This is a genomic window from Geobacillus sp. G4 (assembly GCF_040327975.1).
Taxonomy (GTDB): domain Bacteria; phylum Bacillota; class Bacilli; order Bacillales; family Anoxybacillaceae; genus Geobacillus; species Geobacillus thermoleovorans.
In genome coordinates, this window is sequence record NZ_JBEPJY010000001.1 from 388,700 (window position 1) to 406,130 (window position 17,431).

15 protein-coding genes and 1 pseudogene are annotated in these 17,431 nt (G+C 53.3%); 7 read left to right on the plus strand and 9 right to left on the minus strand.

All coding sequences use genetic code 11. The annotated features are described in order from the left end of the window. Positions 1 to 18 precede the first annotated feature (18 nt). A complete protein-coding gene (locus tag ABS784_RS01950; protein ID WP_011230472.1) occupies positions 19 to 1,629 on the plus strand; it encodes a methyl-accepting chemotaxis protein in 1,611 nt (536 codons plus the stop codon). Between the two features lie 59 nt (positions 1,630 to 1,688). Here the strand turns inward: ABS784_RS01950 and ABS784_RS01955 are convergent, their stop codons facing one another. Next, positions 1,689 to 2,729 carry a YkvI family membrane protein gene (locus ABS784_RS01955; RefSeq protein WP_011230471.1) on the minus strand — a complete coding sequence of 347 codons (1,041 nt, stop codon included), beginning with the start codon at positions 2,727 to 2,729 and terminating at the stop codon, positions 1,689 to 1,691. A gap of 107 nt (positions 2,730 to 2,836) precedes the next feature. Further along, positions 2,837 to 3,583, minus strand: coding sequence for a FixH family protein (locus tag ABS784_RS01960; RefSeq protein WP_025039183.1), 747 nt, complete (start codon positions 3,581 to 3,583; stop codon positions 2,837 to 2,839). Between the two features lie 267 nt (positions 3,584 to 3,850). Here ABS784_RS01960 and ABS784_RS01965 point away from each other — a divergent pair, with 267 nt between their 5' ends. The 3 genes from ABS784_RS01965 (at position 3,851) to hepT (ending at position 7,083) form a co-directional block, all read left to right on the plus strand. Continuing rightward, complete coding sequence (locus ABS784_RS01965) at positions 3,851 to 5,986, plus strand: ATP-dependent Clp protease ATP-binding subunit (RefSeq protein WP_042381321.1); 2,136 nt, start codon at positions 3,851 to 3,853, stop codon at positions 5,984 to 5,986. A gap of 292 nt (positions 5,987 to 6,278) precedes the next feature. Next, a complete protein-coding gene (gene mntA / locus ABS784_RS01970) occupies positions 6,279 to 6,674 on the plus strand; it encodes a type VII toxin-antitoxin system MntA family adenylyltransferase antitoxin (RefSeq protein WP_031212949.1) in 396 nt (131 codons plus the stop codon). Further along, on the plus strand, positions 6,664 to 7,083 hold the full coding sequence (gene hepT, locus ABS784_RS01975) for a type VII toxin-antitoxin system HepT family RNase toxin (RefSeq protein ID WP_014195290.1): 420 nt from the start codon (positions 6,664 to 6,666) through the stop codon (positions 7,081 to 7,083). Before mntA ends, hepT begins: the two co-directional genes overlap by 11 nt. A gap of 27 nt (positions 7,084 to 7,110) precedes the next feature. On the opposite strand, the gene ABS784_RS01980 is transcribed toward hepT, so the two are convergent. The 5 genes from ABS784_RS01980 to ABS784_RS02000 all read right to left on the minus strand — a co-directional run bounded on the left by ABS784_RS01980 (position 7,111) and on the right by ABS784_RS02000 (position 12,089). Beyond that, positions 7,111 to 7,764: a TetR/AcrR family transcriptional regulator gene (locus ABS784_RS01980; RefSeq protein ID WP_023634219.1), complete on the minus strand. Its 654-nt coding sequence runs from the start codon at positions 7,762 to 7,764 to the stop codon at positions 7,111 to 7,113. Between the two features lie 11 nt (positions 7,765 to 7,775). Further along, entirely contained in the window at positions 7,776 to 8,801 is a 1,026-nt protein-coding gene (locus ABS784_RS01985; protein WP_023634218.1) for an ABC transporter permease, read from the minus strand. Then, positions 8,798 to 9,526 (minus strand): ABC transporter ATP-binding protein, encoded by a 729-nt coding sequence (locus ABS784_RS01990; protein ID WP_023634217.1) that lies wholly within the window; start codon positions 9,524 to 9,526, stop codon positions 8,798 to 8,800. Before ABS784_RS01990 ends, ABS784_RS01985 begins: the two co-directional genes overlap by 4 nt. A gap of 129 nt (positions 9,527 to 9,655) precedes the next feature. After that, positions 9,656 to 10,174 carry a GNAT family N-acetyltransferase gene (locus tag ABS784_RS01995; protein WP_011230465.1) on the minus strand — a complete coding sequence of 173 codons (519 nt, stop codon included), beginning with the start codon at positions 10,172 to 10,174 and terminating at the stop codon, positions 9,656 to 9,658. A 220-nt stretch (positions 10,175 to 10,394) separates the two neighbouring features. Beyond that, complete coding sequence (locus ABS784_RS02000) at positions 10,395 to 12,089, minus strand: M3 family oligoendopeptidase (RefSeq protein ID WP_011230464.1); 1,695 nt, start codon at positions 12,087 to 12,089, stop codon at positions 10,395 to 10,397. A gap of 304 nt (positions 12,090 to 12,393) precedes the next feature. On the opposite strand from ABS784_RS02000, the pseudogene ABS784_RS02005 reads away from it, so the two are divergent. Further along, a pseudogene (locus tag ABS784_RS02005) lies at positions 12,394 to 13,044 on the plus strand (APC family permease); the annotation flags it as partial. Positions 13,045 to 13,168: 124 nt separating this feature from the next. Beyond that, positions 13,169 to 15,190, plus strand: a complete 2,022-nt coding sequence (locus ABS784_RS02010) for a S9 family peptidase (protein ID WP_352511272.1) — start codon at positions 13,169 to 13,171, stop codon at positions 15,188 to 15,190. 177 nt (positions 15,191 to 15,367) lie between these two features. On the opposite strand, the gene ABS784_RS02015 is transcribed toward ABS784_RS02010, so the two are convergent. After that, positions 15,368 to 15,934 carry a phosphate propanoyltransferase gene (locus tag ABS784_RS02015; RefSeq protein ID WP_031212856.1) on the minus strand — a complete coding sequence of 189 codons (567 nt, stop codon included), beginning with the start codon at positions 15,932 to 15,934 and terminating at the stop codon, positions 15,368 to 15,370. An 87-nt stretch (positions 15,935 to 16,021) separates the two neighbouring features. Continuing rightward, positions 16,022 to 16,471, minus strand: coding sequence for a MarR family winged helix-turn-helix transcriptional regulator (locus ABS784_RS02020; RefSeq protein WP_042381314.1), 450 nt, complete (start codon positions 16,469 to 16,471; stop codon positions 16,022 to 16,024). Positions 16,472 to 16,692: 221 nt separating this feature from the next. Here ABS784_RS02020 and ABS784_RS02025 point away from each other — a divergent pair, with 221 nt between their 5' ends. Next, a complete protein-coding gene (locus ABS784_RS02025) occupies positions 16,693 to 17,427 on the plus strand; it encodes a ZIP family metal transporter (protein WP_023634093.1) in 735 nt (244 codons plus the stop codon). The last annotated feature ends 4 nt before the right edge of the window (positions 17,428 to 17,431 follow it).

Sequence of the window (17,431 nt, forward strand, 5' to 3'; positions counted from 1 at the left end):
AAAAAAGGAGAATCGTCTATGAACAAATTGACGAAACGGCGCCGGGCAAAACAGGCGTTAAAAAAAGTAACAGCAACGGCGGAAGCACTGCGGCGGTCCATCGACCGAACGCGCCCGCTTGAAGAGCAGCTCGACCGCATCCGCGCCTTGTTGGATGAACAGCTTGGCCATGATGAATATTTTGTTCTTGTCGATGAAAACGGATACGGACTCGTTCATACGAACCGCCTCCGCGAGGGAAGGGTGTTTGCCGACCCGGTCGGGCTGGCTGCCGCCCGCACGAACGAGCCGCTCTTGCAAGTGTACGAACGCGATACAGGCGAAGTGTTGATTGACGCCAGTTGCCCGCTTTGGACGGAGCCGGGCGGAAGGCGGATCAATTTGCGGATGGGGCGGCTCATGCACCGTCCGTATTTGCAATGGGCGTTAGCAAGCATCGCCATCGCGCCCGCAGCCGTTGGGCTGGCCGCTTCCATCGCAGGGGCGCCGCCCGTTTTTGCCGCGCTGTGCGCCGCTGCGGTTGGGCTTGGGCTTGGCGCCGCCTGGCATCGGGCCATTGCCGCCCAGCTTCGCCATTGGTACAGCGTCACCCGCACTGTCTCCTCGGGTCAATTGCGGACAGAAGTGAAAACGACGGGAAAACGGGATGAATTTCATCAAATCGCCTACGAAATCAACAAAATGATTCTCGGCATCCGCACGATCATCAATGAGCTTGGCAAAGCGGCCAAAACGGTGCATGATGTCAGCCATGAGCAACAAATGGAAATGCGCCGCCTCTCTGAATCGTTTGACGAAATCGCCGCTGCTGTTGAAACGTTCCGCGAAGGGGCGAAACAACAAACAACCGCTGTCGAACAAGCGGGTGACGTCATCGGGCAGATGGTGGAACGCGTGCAACTCATGCGGGCCGCCGTTGAACGCGTCGTACGGCAAGCGGGCGACGCTTGGTCGTCAGCAGCAGAAGGCATCCGCCTCATTGAGGAAACGAAAACAAACATGGACGCGATGCAGCGCGGCATCGGCGAAATGACTGCCCTCATCGACAAAGCAGCCAATGAAGCAGCGCGCGTTCATGAGATGATCGCCGCCATTCGCACGATCGCCAAACAAACGAACTTGCTCGCCCTAAACGCCTCGATCGAAGCGGCGCGGGCCGGTGAAGCGGGCCGCGGTTTTTCGATCGTCGCCGAAGAAGTCCGAAAGCTCGCTGAAGATACAAACGCGTTCGCCGCTGAAATTTTTGCTTCGCTCGACGCCATGACGAACGCGCTCAAAGAAACGGTGCAAGCTGTACAAGGAAGCGGCCTCCGCGTTGAAACAACGAAAGACTCTCTTTGGAAAACAGGGGAAACGTTCACATCGTTTCAAGGCATGTTCGCCCAACTGAACGACTTGCTTCAGCAAAACGAAGCGTATGTTAACGCCATCACCGCCGATGGCGAGCAGCTCGGCGGACTGATGGAAGACGTACGCACCGTCGCCGCCGATTTTTCAAATATGGTGCAAGAAACGGCGGCTGGACTTGAGCAACAAACGCTCGCCCTTCACCAGCTGGCTCGGGAAGCCGACACGTTGGCTGCAGCAGCGCGCGATTTAGAAAAAATGATCGCCCGCTTCCACTCATAACGAAACGAAGCCCTTTCGTCCCCCTTCACCAAAAAACTTTGGGGAACGAAAGGGCTCATTTACCGGCGCGGCAGCTGCCGGCGCCAAAGAAGCCACAACAGCACAAGACTCATATAACCAAACAGCGGATAGATGAATGACAGCAGCTCCCCGTAATGAAACGGGCTGACCGCCGCAAACAGCAAAACGAGCAGCACGCCCATCCATTTCCCGCCAAGCGGCGCCCAAACGCACACTTGACGTGCGAGCCCAAACATGCCGCCGATGACCGATGTAAAAATTTCTCCGTAAATGACGACGACATAAAGCCAATACAACACAGTAAAAAACGTATGAACGACTTCGGCCATTGGAATATCATAATCGTCCTTGTGTGGAAACGACAGCAGCACCATATGGTTCAACAGCAGCAAAACCGTCAACACCATTCCGCCTAACATCGCTCCGCGCCTCACCGCTCGCTCATCGGTCGCTTCGCGGGCGATGGGGACAAGCACCGCTTGGGCCATCGCCAAGTTAAAGGCCGCATAGGAAAACGGGGACAACATCGCCTTGAGGGAATAGTCCACCGCAGCCATGTCCGGACGGCACAAATCGCCAGCCACGATTGTTTTCACAAAGGCGATGGCGCTGAACAGCACCATCATCGGCGCGACGAACACGTTGACGCCAAACAGCCCTTTGCGGTCAAACAACATGACAAGAAGCGCCAAACCGAGCGTCAGCGTGACGCCCGCCTGCCTCGGCCAGCCGATCTGCTCTTCAAACACCGCACCCGCCCCGGCGATCATCACCGCCGTCACCCCCGCGATCATCACCGTCATCACAAGCGTCACAAACGGACTCAACATTCTTCCGAACAAATAGCGATTCAATTCATCATAGGACGCGGCTCCAATGCGGCGCGCCATCACCATCAGGCGCGCGCCGCCCCATGTGAACAAAACGCCGCTGACCGCCACCCCGATCGTCCCAGCCATTCCGTAGCGGGTAAAAAATTCAATAATTTCCCTGCCAGTCGCAAATCCCGCTCCAATCACCGTGCCGACGTAAACAGCGGCGATTTGCCATGCTTCCGACCATTCCGCTTTCTTCTTCACTGACTGCCCTCTCCTTCTCCTTGTCCGTTGCTTTACTTCCATATATATGTCCGCAGCGGACAAGAAAGACGAGTAGAAAAAAAGGATGCCTCCCTCGGCATCCTTCGTTACTGAACCGTCACTTGTTCGACTTGATGTTCGTGCAGCCCGCCGCTTCCTTCGACGTGCACTTTCACCGAATACGTTCCTTTGTTGGCAAACGTGGCCATTGCTTCGTATTCGCCGTTTCCTTTTTCATCTGCATCCACAAATTCATGCTTATTGTCCGCCTGCCAAATCTCAAAGCGAACGGTGGCGTTCGTAAACGGCTTCCCATCTTTGGTGAGGTGAACGGTCAATGCCGCCGGTTTTCCGGCTTCGAACGAACGGGACGACAGCGAAATGGCGACGGCGCCATGATGATTTTCTTCAGCACTGCCTTGGGAATTTTCGCGCGCACCGTCGGCCGTCGCCGCCTGTTCCGGGTTGCCGGCGACAATATCTTTTTTCGGCATGTTATGCATATCGCGCGCCGTCACATGGGCGACGACCGAATATGTTCCCGCTTGGGTAAATGTTTTTTCCACCGAGTAGCGGCCATCGCCGTCATGCTTCGCTTCAAGCATTTCCCGCTCGCTGCTTCCGTGTTTCCATACTTCAAACTTGACTTCGCTCGCATCGTCCACTTTTTCACCGCCGTACGTCACGACGCAGGCGAGCTTGGTCGGTTTGTTCAAATCGATGTGATCCGGAACATCCATTTTCACTTCAAGCACGGCCGGCGTCTCGGCTTGCTTGTTGTGATTTGTACAAGCAGCCATGATCATCATCCCCAAAAGTACAACAGCAAACGCGAAACCAACATGTCTTCTCATCTTCACCTTTCTCCTTTTTCCTTCAAATTCATGATCATCGTCAGCACCAAAGACGGAGTCTTTTCCGCCTCTTTTTCTGTTTTTCACTTTATCATAGCTTTGCCGCACCTACATTAGTATTCACCATTTTTTCAAAAACATTTCATCGTTATCACAATTTTTTTGTACAAAACACTTGAAAGTCAAAAAAGGTCAAAGTATAATAAAGTCAGAAAGTCAAAGAAAGTCAAAGTCAAAACCTGAATAATGGAAAAGGGGGTATGCTTCATGCGCTGCCAAGCATGCCAACAACGTGAAGCAACGGTGTTTGTCAACTTGCAATGGAACGGTGAAAAACAACAACTTCACCTGTGCCATGAATGCTATGAAAAACAAAAACAACAATTGTCGATTCCGATGATGAACTTCGGCTTTTCGCCGTTTTCCTTTGATGACTTCTTTACTAGCCCGTTCACAGCCGCCAACGCGGGGATGAGCTCGCCAGAAACGATGGCGAAACGCCCGCAAAGCCATAGCGGCGGATTTTTGGATCAGTTTGGCCGCAACTTGACGCAAATGGCCAAAGCGGGCTTGATCGATCCGGTCATCGGCCGCGACAAAGAAATTGCGCGCGTCATGGAAATTTTAAACCGCCGCAACAAAAACAACCCGGTGTTGATCGGGGAGCCGGGCGTCGGGAAAACGGCCATCGTTGAAGGGCTGGCGCTGAAAATTGCCGAAGGGCAAGTGCCAGAAAAACTGTTGAACAAAGAAGTGTACTTGCTTGACGTCGCTTCGCTTGTTGCCAACACCGGCATCCGCGGCCAGTTTGAAGAGCGGATGAAACGGCTCATCGCCGAACTGCAAGAGCGGAAAAACATCATCTTGTTCATTGACGAAATCCATCTGCTCGTCGGTGCTGGAGCCGCTGAAGGCTCGATGGACGCGGGCAACATTTTAAAACCGGCGCTTGCCCGCGGCGAGCTGCAAGTCGTTGGGGCGACGACACTCAAAGAATACCGGCAAATTGAAAAAGACGCGGCTCTTGAGCGCCGCTTCCAACCGGTCATCGTCCACGAGCCGACCGTTGAGGAAGCGATCGCCATCTTAAAAGGCATTCAGCCAAAATATGAACAATTCCATCATGTCCGCTATACGGACGAGGCGATCGAAGCGTGCGTGAAATTGTCGCACCGCTACATTCAAGACCGCTTCCTCCCGGACAAGGCGATCGACTTGCTTGACGAGGCCGGCTCGAAAGCGAACTTGCGCCTCGGCCCGACCGATGAAAAGCAACTGCAAGAGCGATTGATCCAAATCGCGAAAGAAAAAGAACAAGCGGCGAAAGAGGAAAACTATGAACTGGCGGCGAAACTGCGCGCTGAAGAGCTGAAGCTTGAGAAACAACTCGAGCAAGGCGTCACCCAAGAACGCCCAACAGTCGATGTGGCGGACATCGAGCAAATCATTGCCGAGAAAACCGGCATCCCGGTCGGCAAACTGCAAGCCGATGAAAAAGAAAAAATGAAACATCTCGAAGAAAACTTGGCGAAAAAAGTGATCGGCCAAGCGGAAGCGGTGAAAAAAGTCGCCAAAGCGATCCGCCGCAGCCGCGCCGGCTTGAAAGCGAAACACCGCCCGATCGGTTCGTTCTTGTTCGTCGGCCCGACCGGCGTCGGGAAAACGGAGCTCGCCAAAACGCTCGCTGAAGAGCTGTTTGGCACAAAAGACGCCATGATTCGCCTCGATATGAGCGAATACATGGAGAAACATTCGGTCTCGAAGCTGATCGGTTCGCCGCCGGGCTATGTCGGCTTTGAAGAAGCCGGACAGCTGACGGAAAAAGTGCGCCGCAATCCGTACAGCATCATCTTGCTCGACGAGATTGAAAAAGCGCACCCGGATGTACAGCACATCTTCCTGCAAATTTTGGAAGACGGCCGCTTAACCGACAGCCAAGGCCGCACCGTCAGCTTCAAAGACACCGTCATCATCGCGACAAGCAACGCCGGCGTGACCGACAAAAAAATCACCGTCGGCTTTGAAAAAGAGGGCAACGGACAAACAAGCGTCCTTGACTCGCTCGGCGCCTACTTCAAGCCGGAGTTCTTGAACCGCTTCGACGCCATCATCGAGTTCAAGCCGCTCGAAAAAGCGCACTTGCTCGAAATTGTCGATTTGATGCTCGCCGACGTCAAAGCGGCGATGCGCGAACAAGGCATTGAACTCGAAGTGACGGAAGCGGCGAAAGAAAAACTGGCCGAACTCGGCTACCATCCGGCCTTCGGCGCCCGCCCGCTCCGCCGCGTCATCCAAGAGCATGTCGAAGACAACATCGCCGACTGCCTGCTTGACGCGGATCAATCGGTGCGTGCGATCCGTATCGATGTCAAGGACAATGCCATTGTGGCGGAAATCGCCTAATTGTGGCTTAACGACCAACGCGCACACCTATATCATCCATCACCCGAATGACTCGAACATCGCCCCATCCCGTTTTCGGGGTGAGGAAGTGTTTTAGGGAAGAGCAGCAAAAAGAGCCGCCCCGAAGTTTGTATGTAAGGAGGAAATGAATCAATCAGCCCCTGCTTCTTTCGCTCAGAGGGATTGGTGCATCATCGCCATCCCTTTTTCTTTTTCCGTCTTTTCGCCAAGAACAATAAGATTTTGCTATAATGAAGAAAAACGCAAGGGGGTATCGCGATTGCCAAACGAAATGGAGACGATCATCATTCAGACGCTCCGCCCGGCTCTTCACCCGTTCGTCATCTACCTGTTCGGTTCAGCCGCCCGTGGGGCGATGCGCCCGGACAGTGATGTCGATATCGCCTTTGTCAGCGACGGCGAACCGCATGATCCGTATGAGCTGTTTCGGCTCGCGGGGCATTTGGCTGACAAGTTAGGGCGAGATGTCGATCTTGTCGATTTGCGCCAAGCCAGCACCGTGTTTCAAGCGCAAGTCGTCTCGACGGGAAAAGCCATTGATTGCCGCGACGAGCGGAAACGGGCTGAGTTCGAAATGAAAACATTGAAAATGTATGTGAAACTAAACGAAGAGAGAGCACCGGTGTTAAAACAAATTACGGAAAGCGGGAGCATATATGAAAAGTGATGTCATTTTAAACAAGATCAGCGTGATCGAACGCTGCCTGAAACGAATTCGTGAAGAATATAACGGCGATCCAAAAAATTTACAAAATTACACAAAACAAGATTCGATCGTTCTGAATTTACAGCGGGCGTGCGAGGCATGCATCGATTTGGCCATGCATATTGTGGCCGAGCAGAAATTCGGATTGCCGCAGCATAGCCGCGATGCATTCGCTCTCCTCGAAGAACATGGGGTCATCTCCCCTTCCATAAGCAAAAAGATGAAGGCGATGGTCGGATTCCGCAACATCGCCGTTCACGACTATCAACAACTGAACCTTGGCATCTTGCAAGCCATCGTCGAACACCATCTTGATGATTTCAAACAATTTACGAAAGCCATCCTCGATTATGCTAAGAAAAACAGCTAGGCCGGCTTCAGTGCGGAAGCCGGCCGGTTAGCGCCGCAGACCGTTCATCAACACGTGAATCGTCCGCTCCATTTCCGCCTCATCGTCCCAATTGTGGTCAGGCAAAAGGAGAAAGCGGGCGGCCAAAAAGCCGGCGAGCGATGTGATCGTCAAGCGGATGACCGAATCAACCGGCAGCTCGGCCAACTCCCCTTTCTCTTGAAAATGGCGGACAATGCGGGCGAATTTTGGATACACGTGCTCTGTAAACACGCGTTGAAAGCACTGTTTAATCTCGGAATGAAAGGCGAGCTCCTGCCAAAGCACACGAATCGCTGGCAAATACTTTTTCACAAAGGCGTAGCGATTGGAAAACACCGCGCGCAAAAACTGTTCGTACGTCTCATATTCGTTGTCAAACACTTCACGGACAAACTCTTTCGCCAAAAACGGGGCGACGGACTGAAACAATGTCGGCGTGACGATCGCCAACAATAAGTCTTTTTTCGTCTTATAGTGGCGGAAGATCGTGCCTTCCGCCACCCCGGCCTTTTTGGCGATTTCACTCGTGGAAGTCGCCGCATAGCCTTTTTCGGCAAACATTTCCACTGCGGCTTCCAAAATTTTCAGCTGCTTTTCACTGAACTGCCCTTCCTTGCCGCCGATTTGCAGCAGCTCTTGAATCCATGGATGCTCACTCATGGCTATACTCCTTACAGCTTGCGGTATTTTTTCAGCGCTACTACATTTAATAGCATAAACAGCAACGTAAAGCCAAGCAGCACGTACACATCCACGGCGATGGCGCCAAAGCCCTCTCCCCGCACCATAATATCGCGCAGCGCATCCGCCCCGTAGGTGAGCGGCATGATGACGCTCAGCGAGCGAAGCCATTCTTCCATCGTGTCAAGATTGAACAAGCCGGAGAAAAACACTTGCGGCACGACGACAAGCGGGATAAACTGCACCATTTGCAGCTCGTTGTTGGCGAACGCCGACAGCAGCATCCCAAGCGCAAGCGCCGTCATCGCCAACAAAAACGTAATGAGCAGCACATACCCGAACGAACCTTCCATCATCATGTCGAGCACATCAATGGCAAACCATGAAATTAAGCTTGCCTGAATCGTCGTAAACAATCCGAACCCGATCATGTAGCCGGCGACCATTTCCCAGCGCCTGAGCGGCGTCGCCATCAGCCGCTCGAGCGTCCCGTTCGTCCGCTCGCGCAAAAATGACACTCCAGCAATCAAAAAGACAAAAAAGAAGACGAAAAAGCCGATCAGCACGGGGCCGAAATAATCAAATGACGCCATGTCGCTTGATCCGTGCCAATACGTTGTTTTCAGCTGAAACGGGGGCTTGGGCGCCATGGACTGAAACGCCTTTTGCACCGCGGCCATCACCGCCTGATTGGCCGTCGGGTCGCTTCCTTCCAGCGTAAGGTGCGGAGCGCTTCCGCTCATGTCAAGCCACGCGTCAATGTCTTGATCGTCCAGCTGCTTTCGCGCTTGTTTTGCTGACAGCTCTTTCACGTTCGCTCCTGCTTCTTTCAACTTGTCAACAACCACCTCAGGCACGTGTTCGCTGACGGCAATGGCTGGTTTGTATTCTTCGCCATTAAACACCAAATCCATTAACAACAAGACGAACATCGGCGCGACAATCATGAGCGCCAGCGTGCGCTTGTCGCGGAAAAACTGGCGGATGATGCGGACGACAATGGCCAACACTCTCATCGACGGACACCTCCAAACGTCAAAAACGCTTGCTCAATCGTTTCCGCGCCTGCTTCCTGTTTCAATTCATCCGGGCGGCCGACGGCGATCAGACGGCCTTCGCGAATCATGCCAAGCCGCCCGCACTTTTCCGCTTCATCCATCACATGGGTCGTGACGACAATGGTTGTGCCGCGCTGGCGAATCCGCTCAAGCTCCGCCCAAATCGATTGGCGCAGCACCGGATCGATGCCGACCGTCGGCTCATCCAAAATAAGCACGTCCGGTTCATGAAGCAAGGCGATCGCCAGCGACAACCGACGCTTCATCCCTCCTGAATATTGGTGCACCGGCTTTTTTCGATCATTCGTTAAGTTGACAAGCGCCAACATGTCATCGATCCGCTCTTTTTGTTTTTTCCCTCGCAACCCGTAGATGGAAGCAAAAAATTGCATGTTCTCCAGCGCAGTCAATTCTCCGTACAGGGCATCCGACTGGGCCATAAAGCCGATCCGCTTCATGGCGCCAAGATTGGGCATATTCACGCCGAGCACGCGAATCGTCCCTTCGCTCGCCGCATCAATGCCGGCGATCATGCGCACCAACGTCGTTTTTCCTGCACCCGACGGGCCGAGCAGACCGAAAATTTCTCCCGCGCGGACATCCAACGACACATCGTGGATGACTACTTTTTTTCCAAACCGCTTGGAGACACGCTCGACTTGAATACATGGATTGGCGGTCATTGCTTTTCTCCCCTTTGCATAGTAGTGAGTAATCACTCATATATAGTATAAAAAAGATAAACCTTTTTGTAAAGTGAGTAATCACTCACAAAATACATTTTTTAAGCTGCCGACGGTTCGGCAGTCCACCTACTGTTCCATCAATTGGACGTCTCGCCAGCCGTAGCACCACTCCCATAATGCTTTTCCACCGATTTCCACCCTTTCCTCGGCCAGTTTTTCACCGCCAAGCCGTTCGTAAAAACCGCGTGACGGATTGTCGGCAAGCACCCAGACGACCAGCGAATGAATGCCTTTTTGCGCCAAATGGCGGATCAACGCTTGAACGAGTTGCCGGCCGAGCCCTTTTCCTTGCACCTCTTTAAGCAAATAAATCGCATACAGCTCCCCGTCATACTTCGCTATCAGACCGTCGGCTGCCCGATTTGGTCCGCCGGAGACGAATCCAACGACGCGTCCGTTTTCCTCGGCGACAAACACGGAATGGTCCGATTGGCTGAGCACCTTCTCCCATAACGTTTGTTTTTCTCCCACTGCCAACGTCTCCAAGTACGCGTCCGGCACGATGCCGCTGTACGTCGTCTTCCAACTTTCGACGTGGACCGAAGCGATGGCCAGTGCGTCGACCCATGTGGCTTTACGGATCATCGTTTTCCCCCTTTTCCCCAGTTTGATAGAAGTTTTCAAATTGAACGCTCTCCCACCTACGCTTGAGCTTTGAGGTGAGAGATTGTTGGAAACACCCGCCCCACAGCAGGCTGTCAACCAAGCCATCCCCGCCCAACACGTGGAAGTGGGGGTCTTCTCGGCGCGAGATGATAAAGAAAAGCAGGGCGGTGCTGTTCCCGCCCGCCTTCTTTGCTTCTTTTTACAAGGCTTTGTCATCGACGCTGTCCAACCACCGCTCGATATGGCCGACGACCGAAGCGACCGCCCCGTCAGCAAACGGCGACTTTAGGTTGGCGCTTTTGACGAGCTCAGTAAACGGCCGGCTGCCGCCCAATCGGCAAAGCGCCACATAGTCGCGCCAGGCTGATTCCCGGTCTTCCTGCGCCCGCTTCCAAAACTGGAACGCGCACACTTGCGCCAATGTATAATCAATGTAATAAAACGGGTCGGTGTAAATGTGCCCTTGCCGCTGCCAAAATCCGCCGCGCTCAAGGTAGTCATGGCCGGCGTAGTCTCTTGTCGGCAAATACGCTTTTTCGATGTTGCGCCAGACACTCTTCCGCTCAGCCGGCGTCATATCCGGGTTCTCGTAGACAGCGTGCTGAAATTCATCGACTGCAACGCCGTACGGCAAAAACAAAAGTGCGTCGCTCAAATGGGCGAACCGGTATTTGTCGGCGTCTTCGCCGAAAAAGAGCTCCATCCACGGCCATGTGAAAAATTCCATGCTCATCGAATGGATTTCACACGCCTCAAGCGTCGGCCAGTTGTATTCCGGAATGTCGTAATGGCGGCTCTCATACACTTGGAACGCATGCCCAGCTTCATGGGTGAGCACATCAATGTCGCCGGACGTTCCGGTAAAGTTCGAGAAAATAAACGGCGCCTTATAGTCATCGATATAGGTGCAATAGCCGCCGCCCGCCTTTCCTTTTTTGGCGACGAGGTCCATCAATTCATGTTCGACCATATAGCGGAAAAACTCTCCTGTTTCCGGCGACAGCTCTTCATACATGCGCCGGCCGTTGTCAACAATCCAAGCGGCGTCCCCTTTTGGCGCCGGGTTGCCGCTCGGAAACATGAACGGCTCATCATAATACGTAAGCCGGTCGACCTGAATCCGCTGCCGCTGGCGCTCGCGCAGCTTTGCTGCGAGTGGGACGATGTGCGTTTTCACTTGCCGGCGGTAGCCTGCGACCATATCGGCATTGTAATCGGTCCGGCCTAAACGGGCATAGCCGAGTTCCACAAAGTTTTGGAAACCGAGCTTGCGGGCGATCGCCGTGCGGACGTGGACAAGCTCATCATACAATTCATCGAGTTCTTTTTCATAGTCCATGAAAAACGAAAATCGTGCCTCACTCGCCCGTTGGCGCATCGCGCGGTCCGGCGACTCAACAAACGGCTGCAGCTGGGCAAGCGTCCGCTCTTCCCCTTCAAACATGATTTTCGCCGATGCGATGAGCTTCGTATATTCGCTTGCCAGCTTGTTTTCTTTTTGCAAGTCCTCTACAATCGCCGGTGCGTATGTTTTCAGCTGTGTTTCGGCCAACGCAAACAGCTGTTTCCCCCACACTTGTTCCAATTCAGCGCGGAACGGCGAGGAAACAAGCGCGCGGTAATAATCGTTGACAAGCCCCTTGACGATCGGCTCCGTTTCATCGAAAAAGTCTTGTTCTTTCTTATAGAACTCATCGTTTGTATCGATCGTATGGCGAATATGGCAAAGGTTCGCCATCGTGCTGTAGCGGCGGCGCAGCTCATTGATCCGCTTCATCGCCTCGTGTTGCAAGGCGGCGCTCCCCGCACGGCGGAACGAATCAAGCGCTTCTTGAAACGATGCCTGCAATTGAGTGATGTCCGGCCGCTCATAACGAAACTCAGAAAACTTCATGCTCATCCCCTTCTTTTTTTCACGGAATATGATGATGGGAAAAGATCCATCCCCAGTGAAATGAACCTTTTCCATGTTTCACTGACCAATTGTATATTCGTCGAACTTCAAAAATATCCTCCTTTTCCAACCCCTTAAATACACTTCCATTTTACCCCACACAAACAATACGAAGCAATGATCATGTCTGGTATGTAGAGGAGAGTGTCCATGAAAATCCAACGTCTTGACTCACTCTTCCAACCAAAAGATATTGACGGTTTTTGTCGAATTGGGTAATATAATGTCGGCAACCATATACCCCCTCTCCACTTTAGCCATTTATATCGGCATCAGCTTTTTAGTCATAGGTGTCTTGCCGCAAAACAAACTCATTCAATCGGAAAAACCGCTCGTTGATGCCATCATTGCCATCGTCGGACCGGCGGGCGGCTACGTGTTGGCTGGTCTTGGGCTCATTAGCCTGCTCGGCTCGACGCTCGGCTGGATCTTGCTGAGCGCTGAGGTGCCGTACCAAGCGGCCAAACAAGGGCTGTTTCTGCCGATGTTTTTAAAGGAAAACAAGAAAAATGTGCCGAGCTTCTCACTTACGTTGTCGAACGCCTTGGCGCAATTGTTCATCTTTTCGACCATTTCCCACTCGATGGCCGCGGCGTTTGACTTCGTCATTTACATCGCCACGCTCGCCTACCTCATCCCGTATTTGATCGCTTCCGTCTTTCAGTTGAAACTCACGCTCACCGGCGAAACGTACATGGAGGCGCGCGAGCGGATGGTTGACGGAATCATTGCGGCCTTAGCGACGGTGTATTCGATCTGGGTCGTTATCGCTGGCACGGCAGACATCAAAACCTTCCTACTCGGTGTTGTCCTGCTCGCTAGCGGCCTAATCTTCTATCCGCAAGTAAAAAAAGCGGCACAGCAGGCGAAAGAAAAACAAAAATTATCGGCATAGCCAAAAAGCGAACGTCCATTATGGGGGCGTTCGTTTTTTCTGTTTTGGGCAGGATCTTGTCTTTCGGAAGACGAAATATACAATGTAGTTCCATTTTACTTAAAAGAAAGAGGGGGGCCAACTGATGAACAACAACGAACAACCGACAAAACGCCGCGGCATAACGGTGGAAGATTTGCTTCGCCTCCGCTCGGTGCGCGACCCGCACTACGCGCCGGACGGGACGCGCGCCGTGTTTGTGGAAAAATCGATTGATGAGGAAAAACAATACCGCTCCCATTTATGGATATGGGCGGCAGACGGCTCCGTCCGTCAATGGACGTTCGGCCGCTGGCGCGACATGAAGCCGCGTTTTTCCCCAAGAGGTGAAATGATCGCCTTTTTATCTGACCGCTCCGGACGCACACAGCTTTGGCTTTTGCCCGCCAATGGCGGTGAGGCGCGCCAACTGACGTTTTTCAAAAACGGTGTGCGCGATTACGTTTGGTCGCCGGACGGGACGTTTCTCATCGCCCTAACGACGCTTGGCGACGAAGAAACGATCGAAGACCGAGAAGAGCAGAAAACGGCGGAACAAAAACCGGCCGATTCGAAGCCGCGCGTTGTGGAACGGCTCTATTACAAATCAGACGCGTCGGGTTTTCTTGACGGCAAGCAGGACGTGCTGGTGCGCATCGATGCGGCGTCAGGAAAAAGCGAAGCGTTGACGGGCCGCGAGGAAGAAATCGGTTCGTTTGCCGTTTCCCCAACCGGACGGACGCTCGCCTTTGTCGCCAACCGAAACGATGATCCAGACACAACCTTTACGCGCGACATTGTTTTGCTTGATCTCGAATCGAAAGCGGAAACGAACTTGACGAACGGATGCGGCACATTCGCTTCGCTCGCCTGGTCGCCGGACGGAACGAAGCTCGCCGCCATCGGCCATGATCTTGCTTATCTCGGGGCTACGCTTCACCGGCTTTACGTCTTTGAGCCGGAGCGTGGAACGAAGCTGGTGTTGACCGCCGATTGGGACGTCCATCTCGGCGATGCCATGGTCGGCGACACACACGCTGATGCGAAAGGGCCGGGACCGATTTGGGCGAGCGACGGAAGCGGCCTGTATGTCACCGCCTCGGAGCGCGGACGCGTCAACTTGTATTTCGTCCCGCTCGACGGCCCGATCGTTCCGGTGATCGAAGGCAACTTCCATTTATACGGTTTAGCCATCCACCCAAGCGAACAGCAAGCCATCGCCGCCATGAGCGAGCCGACGGTCATTGGCGATTTGTATATAATCTCGCTTGAAGACGGAACGAAAACACGGCTTACGCGTGCCAATGAAGCGCTCGAAAACGAAGTGGTGTTCGCCGATGCCGAACCGTTTACGTATCGATCGGCGGATGGTTGGGAGATTCAAGGCTGGATCATGAAACCGCCCGGGCTTGGCGAAGGGGAAAAGGCGCCGCTTGTCGTCGAAATTCACGGCGGGCCGCATGCGATGTACGGGTTTACCTTTTTCCATGAATTTCAACTGCTCGTTTCGCGTGGTTATGCGGTCTTGTTCACGAACCCGCGCGGCAGCCACGGATATGGACAGGCATTCGTCAATGCCGTGCGCGGCGACTATGGCGGCATGGATTATGAAGACATTATGGCCGGCGTCGACGCCGCGATCAGCAAGTTCGACTTCATTGACGAGACATGGCTTGGCGTCACTGGCGGCAGCTACGGCGGGTTTATGACCAATTGGATCGTCGGGCATACCGACCGGTTCAAAGCGGCTGTCACCCAGCGTTCCATTTCCAACTGGCTCAGTTTCTCCGGAGTGAGTGACATCGGCTACTTTTTCACAAAATGGGAGGTCGGCTGCGACATCTGGGAAGACGCGGAGCGGCTTTGGCATCATTCACCGCTCAAATACGTCCAAAACATGCGCACACCGCTCTTAATCTTGCATAGCGAGCGCGATTACCGCTGCCCGATCGAGCAGGCGGAACAGCTGTTTATCGCATTGAAACAACTCGGGCGGGAAACGAAACTTGTCCGCTTCCCGGACGCCAACCACGATTTGTCGCGCACCGGCAACCCGGTGCTCCGCCTTGAGCGGCTTCGCCATATCGTCAACTGGTTTGACCGTTATTTGAAAAGATCGCTGCCTTAATCCGAAAGGAGGAGCCGCCATGCACGCACTCGTGCGGCGTCATTGACGCCATTCGGCGTGATGCGCCGTTTCATCTTGTCGGCACACTAGAGCCATCCAAGAAACGCCCGCGTTAACGGAAAGCGCCCTCTCGGGACGAACGAGAGGGCGCATTGTCTCCCATTGCTGCGGATGACTTCACGACGGAAGCAGTTCGACATAATCGCCGGTTTTCAAGCCAGCCGCGTTCGCTTCATCCGTGTCAATGTGCATATCTAAAGCAAAATCTTCACTGACGCGGACGATGACTTCATCGAAAATGAGCGCCCGTTCCCCTTGTGTTTTCACTTTCACGACTTGTTTGTCGCAGACGCCAAACGTTTCCGCATCTTTCGGCGTCATATGAATGTGCCGCTTGGCAATGATCACCCCTTTGTCGACGGTCACCGTCCCCTTCGGCCCGTGAATCGTAATGCCCGGCGTTCCGTCAATATCGCCGGATAAGCGGACCGGGGGCGCGACGCCGAGCTTGAAGCTGTCGGTTTTCGAAATTTCAAGCTGCGTCAGCGAACGGACCGGTCCGAGGACGCGGACGTTTTCAATTTTCCCTTTCGGCCCTTCGACCGTCACCGTTTCCTTGGCGGCGAACTGTCCGGGCTGCGACAACGGCTTGAGCACCGTCAGCTCGGCGCCTTCGCCAAACAGCGCCGCCATATGCTCTTTCGATAAATGAATGTGGCGGTTGGACACCCCAACAGGAATCATCAATGGTGATCTCTCCTTTTTCTTGCAGTGTTATGTTCTTTATATAACGTATCCATTTTCGGAAAAATTAAAGAGACTGACGCGAGGTCAGTCTCTGCTTTTTGCGCCGTAGCCTAATTTTTTCAGCAATGCAATCGCCTGTTCCTTTTCTTCCGGCGTCAGGGCCGCCACCGTTTCATGGATGGTCTCGGCATGTTCGGGAAACACGCGCTGGATGAACCGCCGGCCGCTGTCGGTGATCGACGCATACGTCACGCGGCGATCCCGCTCACAGGCGCGGCGGATGATCAAGCCTTTATTTTCAAGCTTGTCGATGACATACGTGATGCTGCCGCTGGCGAGCAAAATTTTTTCCCCGATTTGCTGGAGCGGCTGATCGCCTTTATGGTAAAGCAGTTCGAGCACCGCAAATTCGGTCGGATTCACGCCGAACGCTTGAATCGACTTGTTTACTTGGTCGCTGACCGACCGATATGCCCTCGATAACACGATGAATAATTTTAATGACTGCTGCAACGCCTGTTCCTTTTGGTCCATAGCATCCAACCCTTTAAAGTTGACATTTTCTTACTTTCATTATACTGGAACAGCGAATTCCCGGGCAACCGTTTTTTGTTTGCGATGATGCATTTTCCTGGTTCACGGCTTTTCCTTCGGCTATGATAAATTTATTATAATGTCGGCGCTTGGGCGACTGTCACATTCCGATGAATGATGCATATGTGAAGAAGGAGAAAAGATGTCAGGGAGGGAAGTAGATGAACCAAGTGTTGGCTGGAAGCGTGCTTTCCGCCTTATCCACCGGGCTTGGCGCCGTGCCGATTTTGTTTATGGCCAAATCGCTCACCCACCGGTGGCGTGACGTACTGCTGGCCTTTTCCGCCGGCATTATGATGGCGGCTTCGATGATGAGTCTCATTCCGGAATCGTTAAAATCAGGGGGCTTCAGCACGTTAACAGTAGGGCTTTCCGCTGGCGTACTTATTTTGACGTTGCTTGAAATGACCGTCCCCCATATTGACTTGGAACATACAAAAAGCGGCTTGCAATTTGATGAAAAAGCGATGCTCATTATTGCCGCCATTACGTTGCACAATTTGCCTGAAGGTCTGTCGGTCGGGGTCAGCTACGCCTCCGACAGCTCTTCCCAAATCGGCAATTTAATCGCCCTGGCGATTGGCTTGCAAAATGCACCGGAAGGGTTTTTGGTCGCTTTGTTTTTAATCAACCAGCAAATCGGGCGCTTGAAGGCGTTTCTGATCGCCACGTTGACCGGAGCCGTGGAAATCGTCACATCGCTGCTCGGTTTTTACTTAACCTCCCTTTTTCGTGGGCTCGTTCCGTACGGGCTGGCGTTCGCCGCGGGGGCGATGCTGTTTATCATTTACAAAGAGCTCATTCCCGAAAGCCATGGCGATGGAAATGAACGGACCTCGACGTATGCGTTTATTGTCGGCATTTTGTTTATGATTTTTCTAACACAATCGTTTTAACGAA

What these genes read in the sequence shown, in the direction of transcription:
- ABS784_RS02025 (WP_023634093.1), top strand. Translation starts at nt 16,693, where the DNA reads ATGAACCAAGTGTTGGCTGGAAGCGTGCTTTCCGCCTTATCCACCGGG.
- ABS784_RS01980 (WP_023634219.1), bottom strand. Translation starts at nt 7,764, where the DNA reads ATGAGTGAGCATCCATGGATTCAAGAGCTGCTGCAAATCGGCGGCAAG.
- ABS784_RS01950 (WP_011230472.1), top strand. Translation starts at nt 19, where the DNA reads ATGAACAAATTGACGAAACGGCGCCGGGCAAAACAGGCGTTAAAAAAA.
- mntA (WP_031212949.1), top strand. Translation starts at nt 6,279, where the DNA reads ATGGAGACGATCATCATTCAGACGCTCCGCCCGGCTCTTCACCCGTTC.
- ABS784_RS01985 (WP_023634218.1), bottom strand. Translation starts at nt 8,801, where the DNA reads ATGAGAGTGTTGGCCATTGTCGTCCGCATCATCCGCCAGTTTTTCCGC.
- ABS784_RS01995 (WP_011230465.1), bottom strand. Translation starts at nt 10,174, where the DNA reads ATGATCCGTAAAGCCACATGGGTCGACGCACTGGCCATCGCTTCGGTC.
- ABS784_RS01990 (WP_023634217.1), bottom strand. Translation starts at nt 9,526, where the DNA reads ATGACCGCCAATCCATGTATTCAAGTCGAGCGTGTCTCCAAGCGGTTT.
- ABS784_RS02000 (WP_011230464.1), bottom strand. Translation starts at nt 12,089, where the DNA reads ATGAAGTTTTCTGAGTTTCGTTATGAGCGGCCGGACATCACTCAATTG.
- ABS784_RS02015 (WP_031212856.1), bottom strand. Translation starts at nt 15,934, where the DNA reads ATGATTCCTGTTGGGGTGTCCAACCGCCACATTCATTTATCGAAAGAG.
- hepT (WP_014195290.1), top strand. Translation starts at nt 6,664, where the DNA reads ATGAAAAGTGATGTCATTTTAAACAAGATCAGCGTGATCGAACGCTGC.
- ABS784_RS02020 (WP_042381314.1), bottom strand. Translation starts at nt 16,471, where the DNA reads ATGGACCAAAAGGAACAGGCGTTGCAGCAGTCATTAAAATTATTCATC.
- ABS784_RS02010 (WP_352511272.1), top strand. Translation starts at nt 13,169, where the DNA reads ATGAACAACAACGAACAACCGACAAAACGCCGCGGCATAACGGTGGAA.
- ABS784_RS01960 (WP_025039183.1), bottom strand. Translation starts at nt 3,583, where the DNA reads ATGAGAAGACATGTTGGTTTCGCGTTTGCTGTTGTACTTTTGGGGATG.
- ABS784_RS01965 (WP_042381321.1), top strand. Translation starts at nt 3,851, where the DNA reads ATGCGCTGCCAAGCATGCCAACAACGTGAAGCAACGGTGTTTGTCAAC.